The organism is Acinetobacter sp. CAU_H_S170_2, from assembly GCF_058890445.1.
The window spans coordinates 2277990-2292478 of the sequence record NZ_JBZYAE010000001.1 but is presented as its reverse complement, the minus strand read 5'-3'; the positions used below and the strand labels follow the sequence as shown (position 1 = coordinate 2292478).

11 protein-coding genes and 1 pseudogene are annotated in these 14489 nt (G+C 43.1%); 6 read left to right on the top strand and 6 right to left on the bottom strand.

The features are described from left to right. Nucleotides 1-116 precede the first annotated feature (116 nt). Both AC5EUN_RS11335 and rlmH read right to left on the bottom strand, forming a co-directional pair. Entirely contained in the window at nt 117-893 is a 777-nt protein-coding gene (locus AC5EUN_RS11335) for a dioxygenase family protein (RefSeq protein WP_010326300.1), read from the bottom strand. Between the two features lie 108 nt (nt 894-1001). Beyond that, nucleotides 1002-1484, bottom strand: a complete 483-nt coding sequence (gene rlmH / locus AC5EUN_RS11330) for a 23S rRNA (pseudouridine(1915)-N(3))-methyltransferase RlmH (protein WP_004980899.1) — start codon at nt 1482-1484, stop codon at nt 1002-1004. Between the two features lie 146 nt (nt 1485-1630). Between rlmH and AC5EUN_RS11325 the strand changes: the two genes are divergently transcribed. Beyond that, nucleotides 1631-2572 carry a M20/M25/M40 family metallo-hydrolase gene (locus tag AC5EUN_RS11325; RefSeq protein WP_058952086.1) on the top strand — a complete coding sequence of 314 codons (942 nt, stop codon included), beginning with the start codon at nt 1631-1633 and terminating at the stop codon, nt 2570-2572. Nucleotides 2573-2813: 241 nt separating this feature from the next. On the opposite strand, the gene AC5EUN_RS11320 is transcribed toward AC5EUN_RS11325, so the two are convergent. The 4 genes from AC5EUN_RS11320 to AC5EUN_RS11305 all read right to left on the bottom strand — a co-directional run bounded on the left by AC5EUN_RS11320 (nt 2814) and on the right by AC5EUN_RS11305 (nt 6958). Continuing rightward, nucleotides 2814-3194 (bottom strand): VOC family protein, encoded by a 381-nt coding sequence (locus AC5EUN_RS11320; protein ID WP_004980894.1) that lies wholly within the window; start codon nt 3192-3194, stop codon nt 2814-2816. A gap of 128 nt (nt 3195-3322) precedes the next feature. Then, nucleotides 3323-5752, bottom strand: coding sequence for an endopeptidase La (gene lon, locus AC5EUN_RS11315; RefSeq protein ID WP_010326303.1), 2430 nt, complete (start codon nt 5750-5752; stop codon nt 3323-3325). Between the two features lie 148 nt (nt 5753-5900). Next, the gene (locus AC5EUN_RS11310; protein WP_493352353.1) at nt 5901-6491 is read right to left on the bottom strand and encodes a 5-formyltetrahydrofolate cyclo-ligase; all 591 of its coding nucleotides are present in this window, start codon (nt 6489-6491) and stop codon (nt 5901-5903) included. Nucleotides 6492-6562: 71 nt separating this feature from the next. Further along, nucleotides 6563-6958: a MerR family transcriptional regulator gene (locus AC5EUN_RS11305; protein WP_493352352.1), complete on the bottom strand. Its 396-nt coding sequence runs from the start codon at nt 6956-6958 to the stop codon at nt 6563-6565. 81 nt (nt 6959-7039) lie between these two features. Here AC5EUN_RS11305 and AC5EUN_RS11300 point away from each other — a divergent pair, with 81 nt between their 5' ends. The 5 genes and pseudogenes from AC5EUN_RS11300 to AC5EUN_RS11280 all read left to right on the top strand — a co-directional run bounded on the left by AC5EUN_RS11300 (nt 7040) and on the right by AC5EUN_RS11280 (nt 14470). Beyond that, the gene (locus tag AC5EUN_RS11300; protein WP_493352351.1) at nt 7040-10000 is read left to right on the top strand and encodes a heavy metal translocating P-type ATPase; all 2961 of its coding nucleotides are present in this window, start codon (nt 7040-7042) and stop codon (nt 9998-10000) included. Between the two features lie 341 nt (nt 10001-10341). Further along, a complete protein-coding gene (gene mumR / locus AC5EUN_RS11295; RefSeq protein WP_004694273.1) occupies nt 10342-11253 on the top strand; it encodes a LysR family transcriptional regulator MumR in 912 nt (303 codons plus the stop codon). A gap of 345 nt (nt 11254-11598) precedes the next feature. Continuing rightward, nucleotides 11599-12853, top strand: a pseudogene (locus AC5EUN_RS11290) (NRAMP family divalent metal transporter). A gap of 35 nt (nt 12854-12888) precedes the next feature. Then, nucleotides 12889-13671 (top strand): LamB/YcsF family protein, encoded by a 783-nt coding sequence (locus AC5EUN_RS11285; RefSeq protein WP_010326308.1) that lies wholly within the window; start codon nt 12889-12891, stop codon nt 13669-13671. Further along, complete coding sequence (locus tag AC5EUN_RS11280) at nt 13664-14470, top strand: putative hydro-lyase (protein ID WP_010326309.1); 807 nt, start codon at nt 13664-13666, stop codon at nt 14468-14470. Before AC5EUN_RS11285 ends, AC5EUN_RS11280 begins: the two co-directional genes overlap by 8 nt. Nucleotides 14471-14489 lie beyond the last annotated feature (19 nt).

The window sequence follows — 14489 nt, the reverse complement described above, 5'->3', positions numbered from 1 at the left end:
AACAAGATACATGATATCCGATGTTGTTTTTAAAAGAATGGATACATTCAGTTCTTTTGGGTTTCAAAATATATCCATAAATATTTTTTTGTTAATATATAAGTAAAATTTATACATTAATCAAAACGGTAAATGTCCATGCCCAGTGCACCCATGGTAAAGCTACTATGCACAATATTAAAACGATGTCCTGTACCCATCGCAAAAAATATTGGGGCAAAGTGTTCTAACGTTGGGTGGTTACGACGGACAAAAGGAATCGATTCCCAGTCTAAAATGGCGTCAAAGTCCTGATGGCTAAGTTTCGCGACCACATGATTACGAAATGTCGATGCCCACTCAGGTACCGCTTGTGACTGACCATGCCAAGACAACTCGGCTAAGTTATGGGTAATACTCCCTGAGCCAATGAGCAAGACCTGCTGCTCGCGTAGTGGCGCAAGGGTTTGACCAATTTTATAAATCTCTTCTGCCGACAGATTCATCGGGAGTGAAATTTCCACCACAGGGATGTCTGCATCTGGATACATATGGAGTAAAGGCATCCAAACGCCATGATCACGCGGACGAGTACTGTTTGCATGAGCTGAAAAACCCGCTTCTGCCAATAAATGTAGAATTTCTTCGGCTAGAACAGGTTGACCGGGTGCTGGGTAGCGAATGTCATAAAGCTCAGCAGGAAAGCCTCGAAAGTCATGCCATGTCTCAGGACGGGCTCCAGTACTTACTTCAAGTGAGTTACTTTCCCAGTGAGCGGACATAATCACAATTGCTTGTGGTGTCGGTAAGTTTAGACCCAAACGATGTAACGCAGGCCCAACTTGCTCTGGATTCAACGCAAGCATGGGAGAGCCATGAGAAATGAATAAGCCGGGTAGCGTTTGTAAGTTCATTGTGAAAGCCTAATAAGGGAAGATGAAAAGGATTTTGTCAGATTCTTATCATCTGTGTAATGGGGGAAATATCAACGTATTGTTCCAAAAAAAGAACAATACTTGAGCTTAACCTGCACGATGATAAGGGTGATTATGGTTAATACTCATAGCACGATAAAGCTGTTCAATCAGCATCACGCGAACCATCGGGTGTGGTAAAGTCAGTTTGGATAAAGACCAATGCCAAGCAGCTGCTTTACGTACTGCTTCAGAGTGACCGTCAGGCCCACCAATTGCCAGTACAATATCATTGCCCTCAAGCATCCACCCTTTCATGGTTTCTGCCAGTTTTTCGGTGCTAAACTCACGACCACCGACTTCCAAAGCAATCAGTACTTCGTTACCTTTCATTGCATTTAAAATGCTATCACCTTCAATTTGACGGTATTTTAAAATATCTGCTTCTGAATCATTTTTACCGCGCTTTGCCATTGGCAGTTCAATAATCTGCGTTTGCACAAAAGGTTGAATACGTTTGAAATAATCTTCAAAACCAGTCAGTACCCATGCAGGCATTTTTTGACCAATGGTCAGAATACGGATTTTCATAATGGGGCATGTATAAGGAGACGATTCATTATAACGGTGAAAGCAATGCTTTGCAGTGAGACGAAACAAAATGCAATTGAATTCACTGAACTAATGTTGCTTAATTCAACAGATGAAAGGAATAAGAAATACTTGGAATAATAACAATGTGGCTCAAAACTTTAAAAAAACAGGCTTTTTTGTTGATTGTTGTACTGGGTACTTTCACAGGGCAGGTATTTGCAAGCAACGCCAAAATGGCTGATGAACAAAACCTACAAGTCTATTTGGAGCAAGTGATTGGTCAGGGCAAAGCACGTAACTATAAAAACCTTGATGAACTGAACCGTGTCTCTGCATGGATCAAAGAACAAATGCGCTTATTGGGCGTTCCGTGTCACTATCAAAACTTTACGGCCAATCAGCAAATTTACCGAAATGTAGTGTGTAGTTTAAACGTCGGACGGGCAGACCGCGTGATTGTTGGGGCGCATTATGACGTCTTTGGCGATCAAGATGGTGCAGATGACAATGCCTCTGGTGTTGCAGGCGTTATTGAAACGGCGCGTATTTTGGCAGAGCAGAAGTTTAAACTGCCTAACAATGTGGACTTTGTGTTCTATAGTTTAGAAGAACCACCGTTTTCTAAAACTGAACAAATGGGCAGTTATGTGCATGCGAAATCGGTTCAGGCACAAAAAGATAAGATTAAAGGTGTGTATATTTTAGAAATGATCGGCTTCTTTAGCGAACAACCCATCCAAAGCTATCCTGTGGGCTTAAAGTGGATTTATCCAAGCCATGGTAATTTTATTGCGACAGTGAGTAATGTCAGTTCACGTGATTTAGGCGCAGGCTATTGTGCAGCGATGCAGCAACTTGATCAGTTAGAATGTCAGCGTTTGGTTGCTCCGAGCTTTGCCAATGCTTTTGATTTTTCAGATCATTTGAATTATTGGGAGTTTGATATTCCCGCAGTCATGATTACCGATACCGCATTTTATCGAAATGGTCACTACCATACCAAAGCAGACCGCTTAGCAACGTTGAATTTGACCAAAATGGCGAATGTGATCGATGGGTTGGTACAGCATTTATTGAAACCTTAATGTATTTTGAGCAATAAAAAACGCAGTTCCCAAGTAGCGAGAACTGCGATAAAAGGTCATCCGTCTGGAGAATCAGATGACCATGCAATTTCAAATTATCAATAAAAAGAAACATACAGCGCGTATCTGTTCTTATTATTTATATCGGGCTTTTTATCGATTTTTCAAGTCTGATGGATGATAGAGGAAAAGGTTTTATACAAAAATTCAAACCAACTAAGCGAAAATGGGTAGATTCATTTCACGTCATGGAATGTAGGCCAATCATATTTCCTTCGCTATCAAAGGCCAGCACAATAAAACCATATTCACCAATGGCCGTTTTTGCTTCATGAATTTTTCCACCAGACTCAACAAGTCGGCTCGCTTCATTCGCACAATCGTCACATGAAAAATAGATTAAGGTACTGTTTCCTCCTGCGGATAGGCCTGGCATTTTCACCAGTGCACCTGAAGCACCATAGGCTTGCATGTCTGAGGGGAAAGCCCACATTTGCAGTGAATTATCATCTGCTGGTGGGGTTAATTCAGTTAATTGAATATTAAAAACAGATTCATAAAATTGTTTGGCACGAGATAAGTCATCCACATAAATTTCAAACCAGCCAATCGGGTTTTTCATTTTAGTTGTCCTACATGTATCCCTTGATCAAATTATTGTAGGAAATAAAAGCATAAAGATGTGTGGTGTTATCTACAGTAAATTGTAATAAAAAAGAGAGCCGAAGCTCTCTTTTTTACGATGCCGAATTAGTGGCGTGCAGCTTTTTTGCCTTCATCGACCGCTTTCACTATTGGTGCTTTGACCAAAGGCTCAGGCATAGAGGTCAACGCCAGTGGTAAAATCTCATCAATCGATTTCACCGCTTTAATCTCTAAACCTTCTTTGACATTGTCAGGGATTTCAGATAAATCACGGACGTTGTCTTGAGGAATGAAGACCAGCTTAATTCCACCACGGTGTGCAGCCAGTAGTTTCTCTTTCAAGCCACCAATGCGCATTGCACGACCACCAAGACTGGTTTCACCTGTCATGGCAATATCTGGACGAATTGGGATGCCTGTGAAAGCAGAAACCAATGCAGTTGTTAACGCTAAACCTGCAGATGGACCATCTTTCGGTGTTGCACCTTCTGGTAAGTGCACGTGAACATCGGTTTCTTCAAAGCGGGTCGATTCGATACCCAATTCATCTGCACGGGTACGCACGACAGTCATAGCTGCGGTAATGGACTCTTTCATTACATCGCCGAGTGAACCCGTGGTAATGAATTTACCTTTACCTTTGACCGCTGCAACTTCAATGGTCAACAACTCACCACCGACCGAAGTCCATGCTAAACCATTGACACGACCCACTTGGGCTTCGTCTTCCGCCATACCAAAGTCAAACTTATGTGGACCTAAGTAGTCTGGAAGGTTAGCCGAAGTCACGTCGACTTGTAGGTTTTTCGCCTTCTTGCTGACCGCTTCTTTTACCACTTTACGGGCAATTTTAGAGACTTCACGCTCTAAACTACGCACACCGGCTTCACGTGTATAACGTTGTACGATGTCACGAATCGCTTCTTCATGAACAGTCAATTCTTTCGCACGTAGGCCATTGTTCTTCATTGCTTTCGGAACAAGGTAACGCTCAGCAATATTCACTTTTTCATCTTCGGTATACCCCGGTAGACGAATCACTTCCATACGGTCAAGCAAGGCTTCTGGAATATTCATGCTGTTCGCAGTACAAATGAACATCACTTCAGACAAGTCCAGATCAAGATCTAAATAGTGATCGTTAAACTTGCTGTTCTGTGATGGATCGAGTACTTCAAGCAACGCAGAAGCAGGGTCGCCACGGTAGTCTTGTGCCATCTTGTCGATTTCGTCGAGCAAGAACAATGGGTTCTTCACGCCGACCTTCGTTAAAGACTGCACAATTTTACCCGGCATCGCACCGATATAAGTACGACGGTGCCCACGGATTTCCGCTTCGTCACGTACGCCACCGAGTGCCATACGCACAAACTCACGACCTGTCGCTTTCGCAACAGATTCACCCAGTGAAGTTTTACCTACACCTGGAGGGCCAACCAAACAAAGGATTGGGCCTTTGAGTTTTTTCACGCGAGATTGAACCGCTAAATATTCCACAATACGATCTTTTACGTCATCTAAGCCGTAATGATCGGTATCTAAAATTTCTTGCGCTTTGCTTAAGTTAATGCTGACTTTGCTGGCTTTATTCCAAGGCGTATCTAAAATGGCCTCGATATAATTGCGCACCACAGCCGCTTCACTAGACGCAGGTTGCATCGCTTTAAGCTTACGGAATTCGCTTTCAGCTTTTTTGCGCACGTGTTCAGGCAAATCAGCTTCGGCAAGACGTTTTTCAATTTCAGCAACGTCATCTTCCGCGCCGCCATTCATGTCAGAAAGCTCACGCTGAATCACCTTCATCTTTTCATTGAGGAAGTATTCGCGTTGATTTTTCTCCATTTGACGCTTCACTGAGTCATGTAAAGTTTGCTCAATCTGTTGTTCTTCAGATTGCTGCAATAAATACGTCATCAGTTCTTGTAGATGGGCTTCAAACTCATCGTGTTCGAGGAATTTTTGCTTCACATCAATATTCAGTGGAACACGGGTCGCTACGAAGAATAACAACTGCAGTAAATCGTCAATTTTGTTCGCAGCAGCAATCAGTTCACGTGCATTACGCAGCTTTGCTTCAGCATATTGAGCAAATAGGGCACGTAATTCTTGGACACGTGTTTCTTGCGTGGTTTCGTCAATGTGGACTGACATTGGGCTAAGCGCATGTTCTGCGGTTAGATAATCATTTTCATCAATGATTTTTTCTAGCTTTGAACGATGCAAGCCTTCAATTAATACTTTTATACAGTTTTCATCATTTTCATGATTCACAACTTGCACAATCTTCGCGACAGTACCGTATTGATATAAGTTGTCGTGATCAATTTCTTCTGAAAGAGAATCTTTTTGAGCAACTACAAATACTAGATTGTCACTGTTACGAGCCACATCAACTGCATTGATCGATTTTTCACGACCTACAAATAGCGCGATTTGCATGTGTGGATACACCACCACATCACGTAACGCTAAAAGTGGTAATACACTTGGAACCTGAGGCTCTAAGGTTTCTTGATTCATAATAATTTCAGACATGGGCACTCCTAATGAGTGACAACGGTGTTGCCATGTTTTTTATAGTGATGGGTATTTTAAAAAATACAAGGGCAGGTCAAAATAAATTGTATAAAAAATGACTAAACATGTGATTTTTAAGTATTCTCAACAGTCACAAATGTCAATTTTAGCGCTTGAAGCGTAAATGTTGTTGAGGGGTCAGCAGTCCATCTAAAGGCTGATCCCATGTTTCTCGAATCAAGCGCTGTGGTAATAACTGGAAGTGATGAGCCAAACCAAGACGAAATGGACGGTGATAGGGCGCAGAAGCCAAGGTTTTGTCATAAAAACCACCGCCCATACCAATGCGTGTGCCATAAGGATCACAAGCCAATAAAGGCATGAGCAGCAGGTCTAAATGTGAAACGTGCTGACCACGTGTTGCCATAGGCTCTTGCATACCTAGCGGATGGTGTGAAAAGCGTTTATTTTGAAATTGATTGCGTGAAACTTTGACCCACACCAAGCGCTGATTCATATTGCAAATCATCGGTAAATACACCGACTTTTTTTGATGAAAGCAATATTCAATGATTTTATGGGTCTGAATTTCCCCAAAAGCATGTAGGTAGATCCCAATACGGGTGGCATGTTTGAATTCGGGCACACGTCTTAAACGTTGTAAAATTTGCAATTCGGACTGCTGCTGTTGATAGGCGGAAACTTGTCTGCGTTGTTTGCGAAGCTGTTTTCTGAGTTGGGCAAGTTCAATCGACATGGTGAACGCAGTCCTGAGTATCGAAATAGTGAGTGTTAAAGTGAGCGCCAAATTTAAAAGATGGCATCTGTTTATGGCGTAGTCGTTGAACCTTTTTTCAGTTCTTGCAAAATTGGGCAGCAACTGTCAGTGGTGGTTTTACATTCATCCACCCAAGTTGAAAGACGTTGTTTCAAAGCATTCAGCTCTTGAATCCGTTGATCAATTTTTTCCAGTCGTTGCTGAATCACATCACGTACTTTTTCGCGATCATCCAGTTGCAAATGTAGTAGATCCTGAATTTCACTGAGTTGTAAGCCCGCATCTTTGCCTTTTTGTATAAAGCTTAAGGTTTCAATGTCTTGTTGGCTGTAATAACGATAGTTTTGCGAGGTTTCAGGAATGCGCATCAGACCGATCCGTTGATAATAACGAATGGTTTCCACATTCACCTGACAGTGTTTTGCTAGTTTGCCAATAGTAAGCATAAAATAATCTCCAAAAGGCTTGACTCAGTACCTAGGTACAGACTTTATGCTAACACAATCAAAAATAAAAGGTGAGTCAGAATGAGTGAGCAACACAAAACGTCTTGCTGTTCTAAACAGAAATTAGCGCCGATGGTGGTGAATATCGATCCTGTCTGTGGGATGACGGTCGCAGAGGACTCTCCTCATGCGTATGAGCATCAATCAGTTCGTTATTTGTTTTGTTGTTCAGGCTGTTTAAAGAAATTTTCGGCCAATCCAGAGGCTTACTTAACATCAGAAAAAGCGCCCAGTGCTTGTTGCAGTCAATCCCAAACAGATATAAGCGAGGCTTCATCTCAGGCGAAAGAGGAAAGTGCTGTAGTTACTTCCAAAGGTTGTGGTTGTGGATCAAAAGCTGTTTCAGATACGGCAAAGACCACATTTATTGACCCTGTGTGTGGCATGACTGTAACTGATTTAACTAAACCGCACACCGAGTGGCAGGGGCAGAACTACTATTTTTGTAGTGAAAAATGCTTGCAAACGTTTATTGCAACCCCAGAGGCTTATGTAAAGGCTGAACATTCAGATTCTGTAGTTAAAGCCTCAGGTTGTTGTGGTTCGACCTCAAAAGTGGTTGAGAAAAAAGCATCTTGTTGTGCGCCTAAACCTGAAACAGAAGCAGAAAGCAAAGCCAGTTGCTGTGCACCCAAGCCGAAAGTAGAAGCTGATAAAAGTAGCTGCTGTGGTGGTGGGAAACATCAACATGAACATCATGCTCCGTCTGGATCAGCTGAGTTTATGGACCCTGTCTGTGGTATGTCCGTTGATCCGAATACAGAGTTAAAAACGGATTATCAGCAACAGACTTATTATTTCTGTAATCCTTCTTGCTTAGATAAGTTTAAGGCTGACCCTGAGTTCTACTTAATTCCACCCGATCAGCGTCCTGTGCCTGAAGGGGCTGCGGATATGGACTATACCTGTCCGATGGACCCTGAAATTGTACAAAAGGGGCCGGGGACGTGTCCGATTTGTGGTATGGCACTAGAGCCGATGCAACCGACTTTAGATGATGCACCGAACCCTGAATTGGTGGATTTTAGCCATCGCTTTTGGATGACCTTGCCGCTGACGTTGATTGTATTTGTACTGGCGATGGGTTCACATATTCATAGTTTCATTTCACCGCATATTCAGCCGTGGATTGAGTTGGTACTGGCGACTCCTGTAGTGCTATGGGCGGGTAAACCGTTTATTGAGCGTTGCTGGACCTCATATAAAACCCGCAACTTGAATATGTGGAGCCTCATTGGTGTCGGGGTGTTGGCGGCCTATATTTATAGTGTAGTGGCAACGATTTTCCCAAGTGTAATTCCAATGGAAGCCAAAACAGGGCATGGCGTTGCAGTGTACTTTGAAGCAGCTTGTATGATCGTGTCTTTAAGTTTACTTGGGCAAATCATGGAGTTAAAAGCACGTGCCAAGACTGCAAATTCACTCAAAGCCTTACTCAAACTGCAAGCCAATACGGCCAAGTTGGTTCAAAACGATCAAGTGGTAGAAGTGGATATCGGCATGGTCAAACAAGGCGATATTTTACAGATTTCCTCGGGTGAGCAGATTCCACTGGATGGTGTGGTGGTTGAAGGCAAAACCTATGTCGATGAAGCCATGATGACCGGTGAACCTGTGCCTGTGAAAAAGCAAGTGCATGACACCGTGATCGGCGGGACGGTCAATCAACAAGGCAGTATTCGTATTCAAACCACGGCGGTTGGGGCAAATACCACTTTGGCGAAAATGATTCAGACGGTGGCAGAAGCACAGCGTTCTAAAGCACCGTTACAACGTTTGGCAGATGTGTTTGCCAAGTATTTTGTGATTGTGGTGTTACTGATTAGTGTATTGACCTTTGCCACTTGGATGGTGTTTGGTGGTGCGCAATTTGATCTGGCACTGATGTGTGCGGTGGCGGTACTGATTATTGCCTGCCCGTGTGCGCTGGGTTTGGCGACGCCAATGTCAGTGATGGCCACCACCGGTCGTGCGGCACAAAAAGGGGTACTGTTTAAAGATGCAGAGGCGATTGAAGCTTTAAGTAAAGTGAATACCCTGATTGTCGATAAAACAGGGACTCTGACGGAAGGTAAACCAAGCCTTAAAGAAATTCAGTTGCTCAGCCCAAATGTGAACCAAGCGCAAGCGGAACAGTGGATTGCTTCGATTGAGCAATATTCAAGTCACCCGATTGCACAGACTTTGACGCAAATTGTGCCTTCACAGCAGTTGCTGAAAGTGGCAGACTTTGAGGATGTGACTGGCTTTGGTGTCAAAGGTCAGATTGGCGAGCAAACCCTCTATATTGGTAGCCAAAAGCTGCTTGAACAGCTCGGCATCACTTTAGATGATACTTTGCAAAGCCAGTTGAACCAGCAGCGTGCGACAGGCAATGTGATCAGTTTCTTAAGCAATAGCCAAGAAGTGCTGGCTTATATTTCTATTCACGATGCGATTAAATCAAATGCGCAAGAGGTCATTAAGCAATTGATGGCTGATGGCATTGAAGTGGTGATGGCAACAGGTGACCATGAGCAGAATGCACAGTTAGTCGCAAAAGAACTGGGGATTCAGCATGTATATGGCAACTGCACTCCAACTGAAAAACTGGACATCGTGAAGAAATATCAGGCCCAAGGTAAAATTGTGGCGATGGCGGGAGATGGCATTAACGATGCACCAGCCTTGGCACAAGCCAATGTCGGAATTGCAATGGGGAACGGAACCGATATTGCTAAACAAACCGCACAAGTGACTTTGGTTAAAGGTGATATTCGTGGCGCAGCCGATGCGCTACATATGGCGAAACTGGGTGTGCGGAATATGAAACAAAACCTTGCTTTTTCCTTTGTGTATAACGGTTTAGGTGTACCTGTGGCAGCAGGAATTTTCTATCCATTAACAGGGTTATTACTCACCCCAATGTTCGCTGCGGTGGCTATGTCATTGAGCTCATTGTCCGTAGTCTTAAATGCTTTACGTTTACAGAAGAGTAAATAAGCGCTTTTAGATTTTTACACTCCCTTTTCAGTTGAGTTTAAAAAAAGCATCTTTTTAACAAAGGTGCTTTTTTTATGATGATTCGTGATGGGATGAAGTGCAGCGCGAATAAACATTGATTTTTACAAGCGTCTTTTTTTGACTAAACTTGATTTAAAGAGCCTTGATCCGGTTCGAGCGAGTAAGGTTGTATAAGACGCAAAATAGATGTATTTGGGCAAGGCATAGCGCTTGAATGATCATCATCTCGTGAGACATTTTGAAATTATATAAAACAGTAACTTAAAAAATAGTGGGAACTGCCGTACTATAAGCGGGATGGAGTAAAGGCAGGATTCAGGGTGAATTTAAAAAATCTAGAAGCATTTTATTGGGTTGTGACTTTAAATAGTTTCAATAAGGCTGCCACAAAATTACAAACGACTCAGCCTGCCGTTTCACAAAAAATCACCTCTCTTGAAAATGATTTAGGTTTTAAAGTTCTAGATCGCAGCTTTCGACAGCTTAAACCCACCCATAAAGGCATGACCCTGTTTAAATATGCTGAAAAGTTTATGCGTTTAGAAACCGATTTGGTGGCTGAGCTGACTGAAAACCAGCACCTCACAGGAACAATTCGTTTAGGCGTTTCCGAGACCATCGTTTATACGTGGTTGGTTGAATATATCGAAAAAGTGCAAAAAGAGTTTCCCAAAGTTTCTGTGGAAATTGTGGTGGATTTAACCCCAAATTTGCAAGAAGGTGTGCGTACGGGAGATTTGGACATGGCCTTTTTGCTGGGTCCGACTTTGGCTTTCGAGTGTGTAGAGCAGGCGCTGTGCGACTTTGAACTGAGTTTCTTGGCAGCGCCTTCTTTTAAAGGTGGTGTGGGGCAAATGTCATTTAAGGCATTGATGTCTCATACCATTTTAACTTACCCAAAAATTACCTATCCCTATAAAGAGCTCAAGGCCAAAATGAAAGAGCAGGCACTGGATGAGCCGCTTTCAATTACCAGTTATTCGCTTGCGACCTTATTGCGTCTTGCGGAGCAAGGTTTGGGAATCGCCGTTGTGCCGACCTTAACGGCGCTAAAGGAAATTACCGATGGTCGCTTGGAAATTTTAAATACCCCGATCCAGCTCAAGACCTTTCATTTCACCTCGATTTATATGCAAGGAAATGATGCTGCCTTGAAAGAGAAATTAACCGATGTCGCAGTCACTGTTTCTGAAAGCGCAATGAAAAGATTGCTTGAGAAAATTAAAAAATAATTGAGGCGTACGCAGTTTTTTGACAAGTGATGTTTCTTTATCTCAAAACGTAATTTGTTTGAAAAACTATAAAAGCAGCTTATCGTGCGTGATAAGTAAAATTTATCATTAGACTTTTAATAAATAAAAAATAATAAAATACAGCCATTTAGTTTTAATAATGGATGTAAAAAGTCGTATTGTTCATCGCGCTTGCCTATGTTCTTATTTCAAATAGAAGATTTGATCCGCCATGGCTTTGGTTGGGCAACAGGGAATCTTTGTCAGTTAAAGGGATTTAAGAACAGAATTTGCAAACAAAATGATGTTCTTGGTTCAACTTGAAAATAGCGTTATTAAGCTCAAATGGACGAGGAACGCATTAAATATGTCTTTATTAAAATCTTCTTTTTTATCAGATCGCCAATGGGCCATTGTTGCTTCAATCTTCATGATGGCAACCTCCGCCATGGGACCTGGTTTTCTCACTCAAACCGCGGTCTTTACTGTGAAATTGGGTGCGGCGTTTGGCTTTGCCATTCTCGTGTCTATTTTGATTGATTATGTGGTTCAACAAAACATTTGGCGTGTCGTAACGCTGACGCAAATGCGTGCCTCGGATATTGCCAATAAAGCCTTGCCGGGCAGTGGTTATTTACTGGCTTTTCTGGTCATTTTGGGTGGCTTTTTCTTCAGTATTGGTAATATTGCAGGTGCGGCTTTAGGTCTCAATGCCTTATTTGGGTTAGACACTAAATGGGGCGGCATTTTAAGTGGTGCTTTAGCCATTTTAATTTTTGCTTCAAGAAAAGCCACGCTGGCGATGGATAAAAGCATGATCGTTTTGGGGTTGCTCAAAATCATCTTGATTATCATTGTTGCTGTCATTGTGATGCCACCTGTGGGCCAAGCTGTTCATCAAACGTTTGCACCCGACCAGATTGATTTTGCCATCATCACCACGATTGTTGGTGGAACGGTCGGCGGCTATATCTGTTATGCAGGCGCCCATCGTTTACTGGATAAAGGCGCGGTTGGCCCTGAAAATATTGATGAAGTCGCAAGAGCTGCAACCAAAGGTATTGTGGTTGTGGGCATCATGCGTTATGTGCTGTTTTTAGCTTTCTTGGGCGTAGTGGTGAGTGGTGCAAGCATTGATTTAGCCAGCCATGATGCCAACCCAGCAGCACAAGCTTTTCAATATGCCGCAGGGACTTTCGGTTATAAATTATTTGGTCTGATTTTCTGGGCAGCAGGGATCAGTAGTACCATTGGCGCGGCTTATACTTCGGTTTCATTCTTTACCGCATTTAAGAAAAACCTCAGTCCAAAACAAACCAATTACACCACCATTACATTTATCGCTTTGGCTTTATTACTGTATGTCGTACTGGGCGCGACCCCTGCTGGATTATTGATCTTCGTTGGTGGCTTTAATGGTTTGGTACTGCCGATTGGTTTAACTATTTTTGTTTATGTTGCCGCTTGCCGTAAAGATATGATGGGGAATTATAACTATCCAAAATGGTTACTTATTTTGGGTGTACTCACATGTATGTTGACATGGTGGATGGGCTATATGTCCTTTACCACAGTCTTTAATTATTTAACCAAACTTTAAGCCAGTAGACGGTGAAGTGATAAAGGAATTAAGCCATGTTTGTAGATTTAAATAGTGACTTAGGTGAAAGTTTTGGTTCGTGGAAAATGGGCAATGATGACCAAATTCTACCCGTGGTGACAAGTGCCAACATTGCATGTGGTTTTCATGCAGGAGATCCGCTGGGGATTTTAAAGACACTGCGTAAAGCTGTTGAATTAAACGTCGCGATTGGCGCGCATGTATCTTATCCAGACCTCGTTGGTTTTGGTCGCCGCAATATGGATGTGTCACGTGATGAGCTGATTGCCGATGTGCTGTATCAAATTTCTGCACTGGATGGTCTAGCTAAAGTGGCTGGTTCTCACGTGCAATATGTGAAACCACATGGCGCACTGTATAACACCATTGCACACGATCACGCTCAGGCCGCTGCGGTGATTGATGCCGTTAAAATGTATAACCCAGAACTGGTTTTGGTGGCACTGGCAGGTTCCCATTTGGTTGAGCAAGCACGTGCAGCAGGCTTAAAGGTTGTATCTGAGGCATTTGCAGACCGTGCTTATAACAGTGATGGTTCATTGGTTTCACGACGTTTGGACGGGGCTGTTTTACATGACTCAGCCTTTGTGGCACGCCGTGTGGTGTCTATGTTGAAAAATGGCGGCGTTGAGTCGATTGATGGTGTATTTACCCCTATTCAAGCGGACACGATTTGCTTACATGGTGACACCGCAGGTGCTTTAGAGATGTCGGCTGCGATTAAAGCTGAACTGCTAAATCATCATATTGAAATTCGTCCCTTTGTCTTAAAGCATGAGGAAGTAAGCAATGTATAAGGATATCCGAGTCGATTCAGCGCAGCTTGAAGCCGCTTTAGCCGCACGTTTAAAAATTCGTGCAGGCTTTGACAAACCAACGGCGGGTATGGCTGCGGGCATGACGCAGGTCAATATGATTTCGGTACCTAAAGATTGGGCTTATGATTTTCTACTGTATGCACATCGCAATCCGCAAAGCTGCCCTGTTTTAGACGTGCTAGAGGAAGGTGTTTATGCCACAAGACTGGCAGAAAACTCAGATATACGCACCGACTTTCCACGTTATCGCATCTGGAAAGAGGGTGAAATGGTCGATGAAGTAACGGATGCGAGTGACATTTATCATGCACATCCTGACTTGGTGACGTTTCTAATTGGCTGTAGTTTCTCTTTTGAAACTGCATTGCAAGAGGCGGGCATTGAAGTTCGTCATATCCATGATCAGACCAATGTGCCGATGTATTTGAGTAATATTCAGTGTCAGCCTGCGGGACGTATTTCGGGCAATATGGTGGTTTCTATGCGTCCAATTCCATCCCATCAAATCGCGGATGCCGTCAAAATTACAGCACGGATGCCAAGTGTGCATGGTGCGCCTGTACATATTGGACATCCTGAAGGTTTAGGCATTCGTGATGTGAATCAGCCAGACTTTGGTGATGCTTCACGTATTGAGGCTGGGGAAATTCCTGTGTTTTGGGCTTGTGGTGTAACCCCACAAGCGGCGGTGATGAACTCAAAAATTCCTTTTGCCATTAGCCATGCACCCGGTCATATGTTCATTACCGACATTCCTGATCGTGCATGGATAGGTTAAGCGGGACGAAAGAACAATT

Coding starts and splice junctions, on each gene's coding strand:
- AC5EUN_RS11285 (WP_010326308.1), top strand. CDS start 12,889: ATGTTTGTAGATTTAAATAGTGACTTAGGTGAAAGTTTTGGTTCGTGG.
- AC5EUN_RS11310 (WP_493352353.1), bottom strand. CDS start 6,491: ATGTCGATTGAACTTGCCCAACTCAGAAAACAGCTTCGCAAACAACGC.
- lon (WP_010326303.1), bottom strand. CDS start 5,752: ATGTCTGAAATTATTATGAATCAAGAAACCTTAGAGCCTCAGGTTCCA.
- AC5EUN_RS11325 (WP_058952086.1), top strand. CDS start 1,631: ATGTGGCTCAAAACTTTAAAAAAACAGGCTTTTTTGTTGATTGTTGTA.
- AC5EUN_RS11305 (WP_493352352.1), bottom strand. CDS start 6,958: ATGCTTACTATTGGCAAACTAGCAAAACACTGTCAGGTGAATGTGGAA.
- AC5EUN_RS11300 (WP_493352351.1), top strand. CDS start 7,040: ATGAGTGAGCAACACAAAACGTCTTGCTGTTCTAAACAGAAATTAGCG.
- AC5EUN_RS11280 (WP_010326309.1), top strand. CDS start 13,664: ATGTATAAGGATATCCGAGTCGATTCAGCGCAGCTTGAAGCCGCTTTA.
- AC5EUN_RS11335 (WP_010326300.1), bottom strand. CDS start 893: ATGAACTTACAAACGCTACCCGGCTTATTCATTTCTCATGGCTCTCCC.
- AC5EUN_RS11320 (WP_004980894.1), bottom strand. CDS start 3,194: ATGAAAAACCCGATTGGCTGGTTTGAAATTTATGTGGATGACTTATCT.
- rlmH (WP_004980899.1), bottom strand. CDS start 1,484: ATGAAAATCCGTATTCTGACCATTGGTCAAAAAATGCCTGCATGGGTA.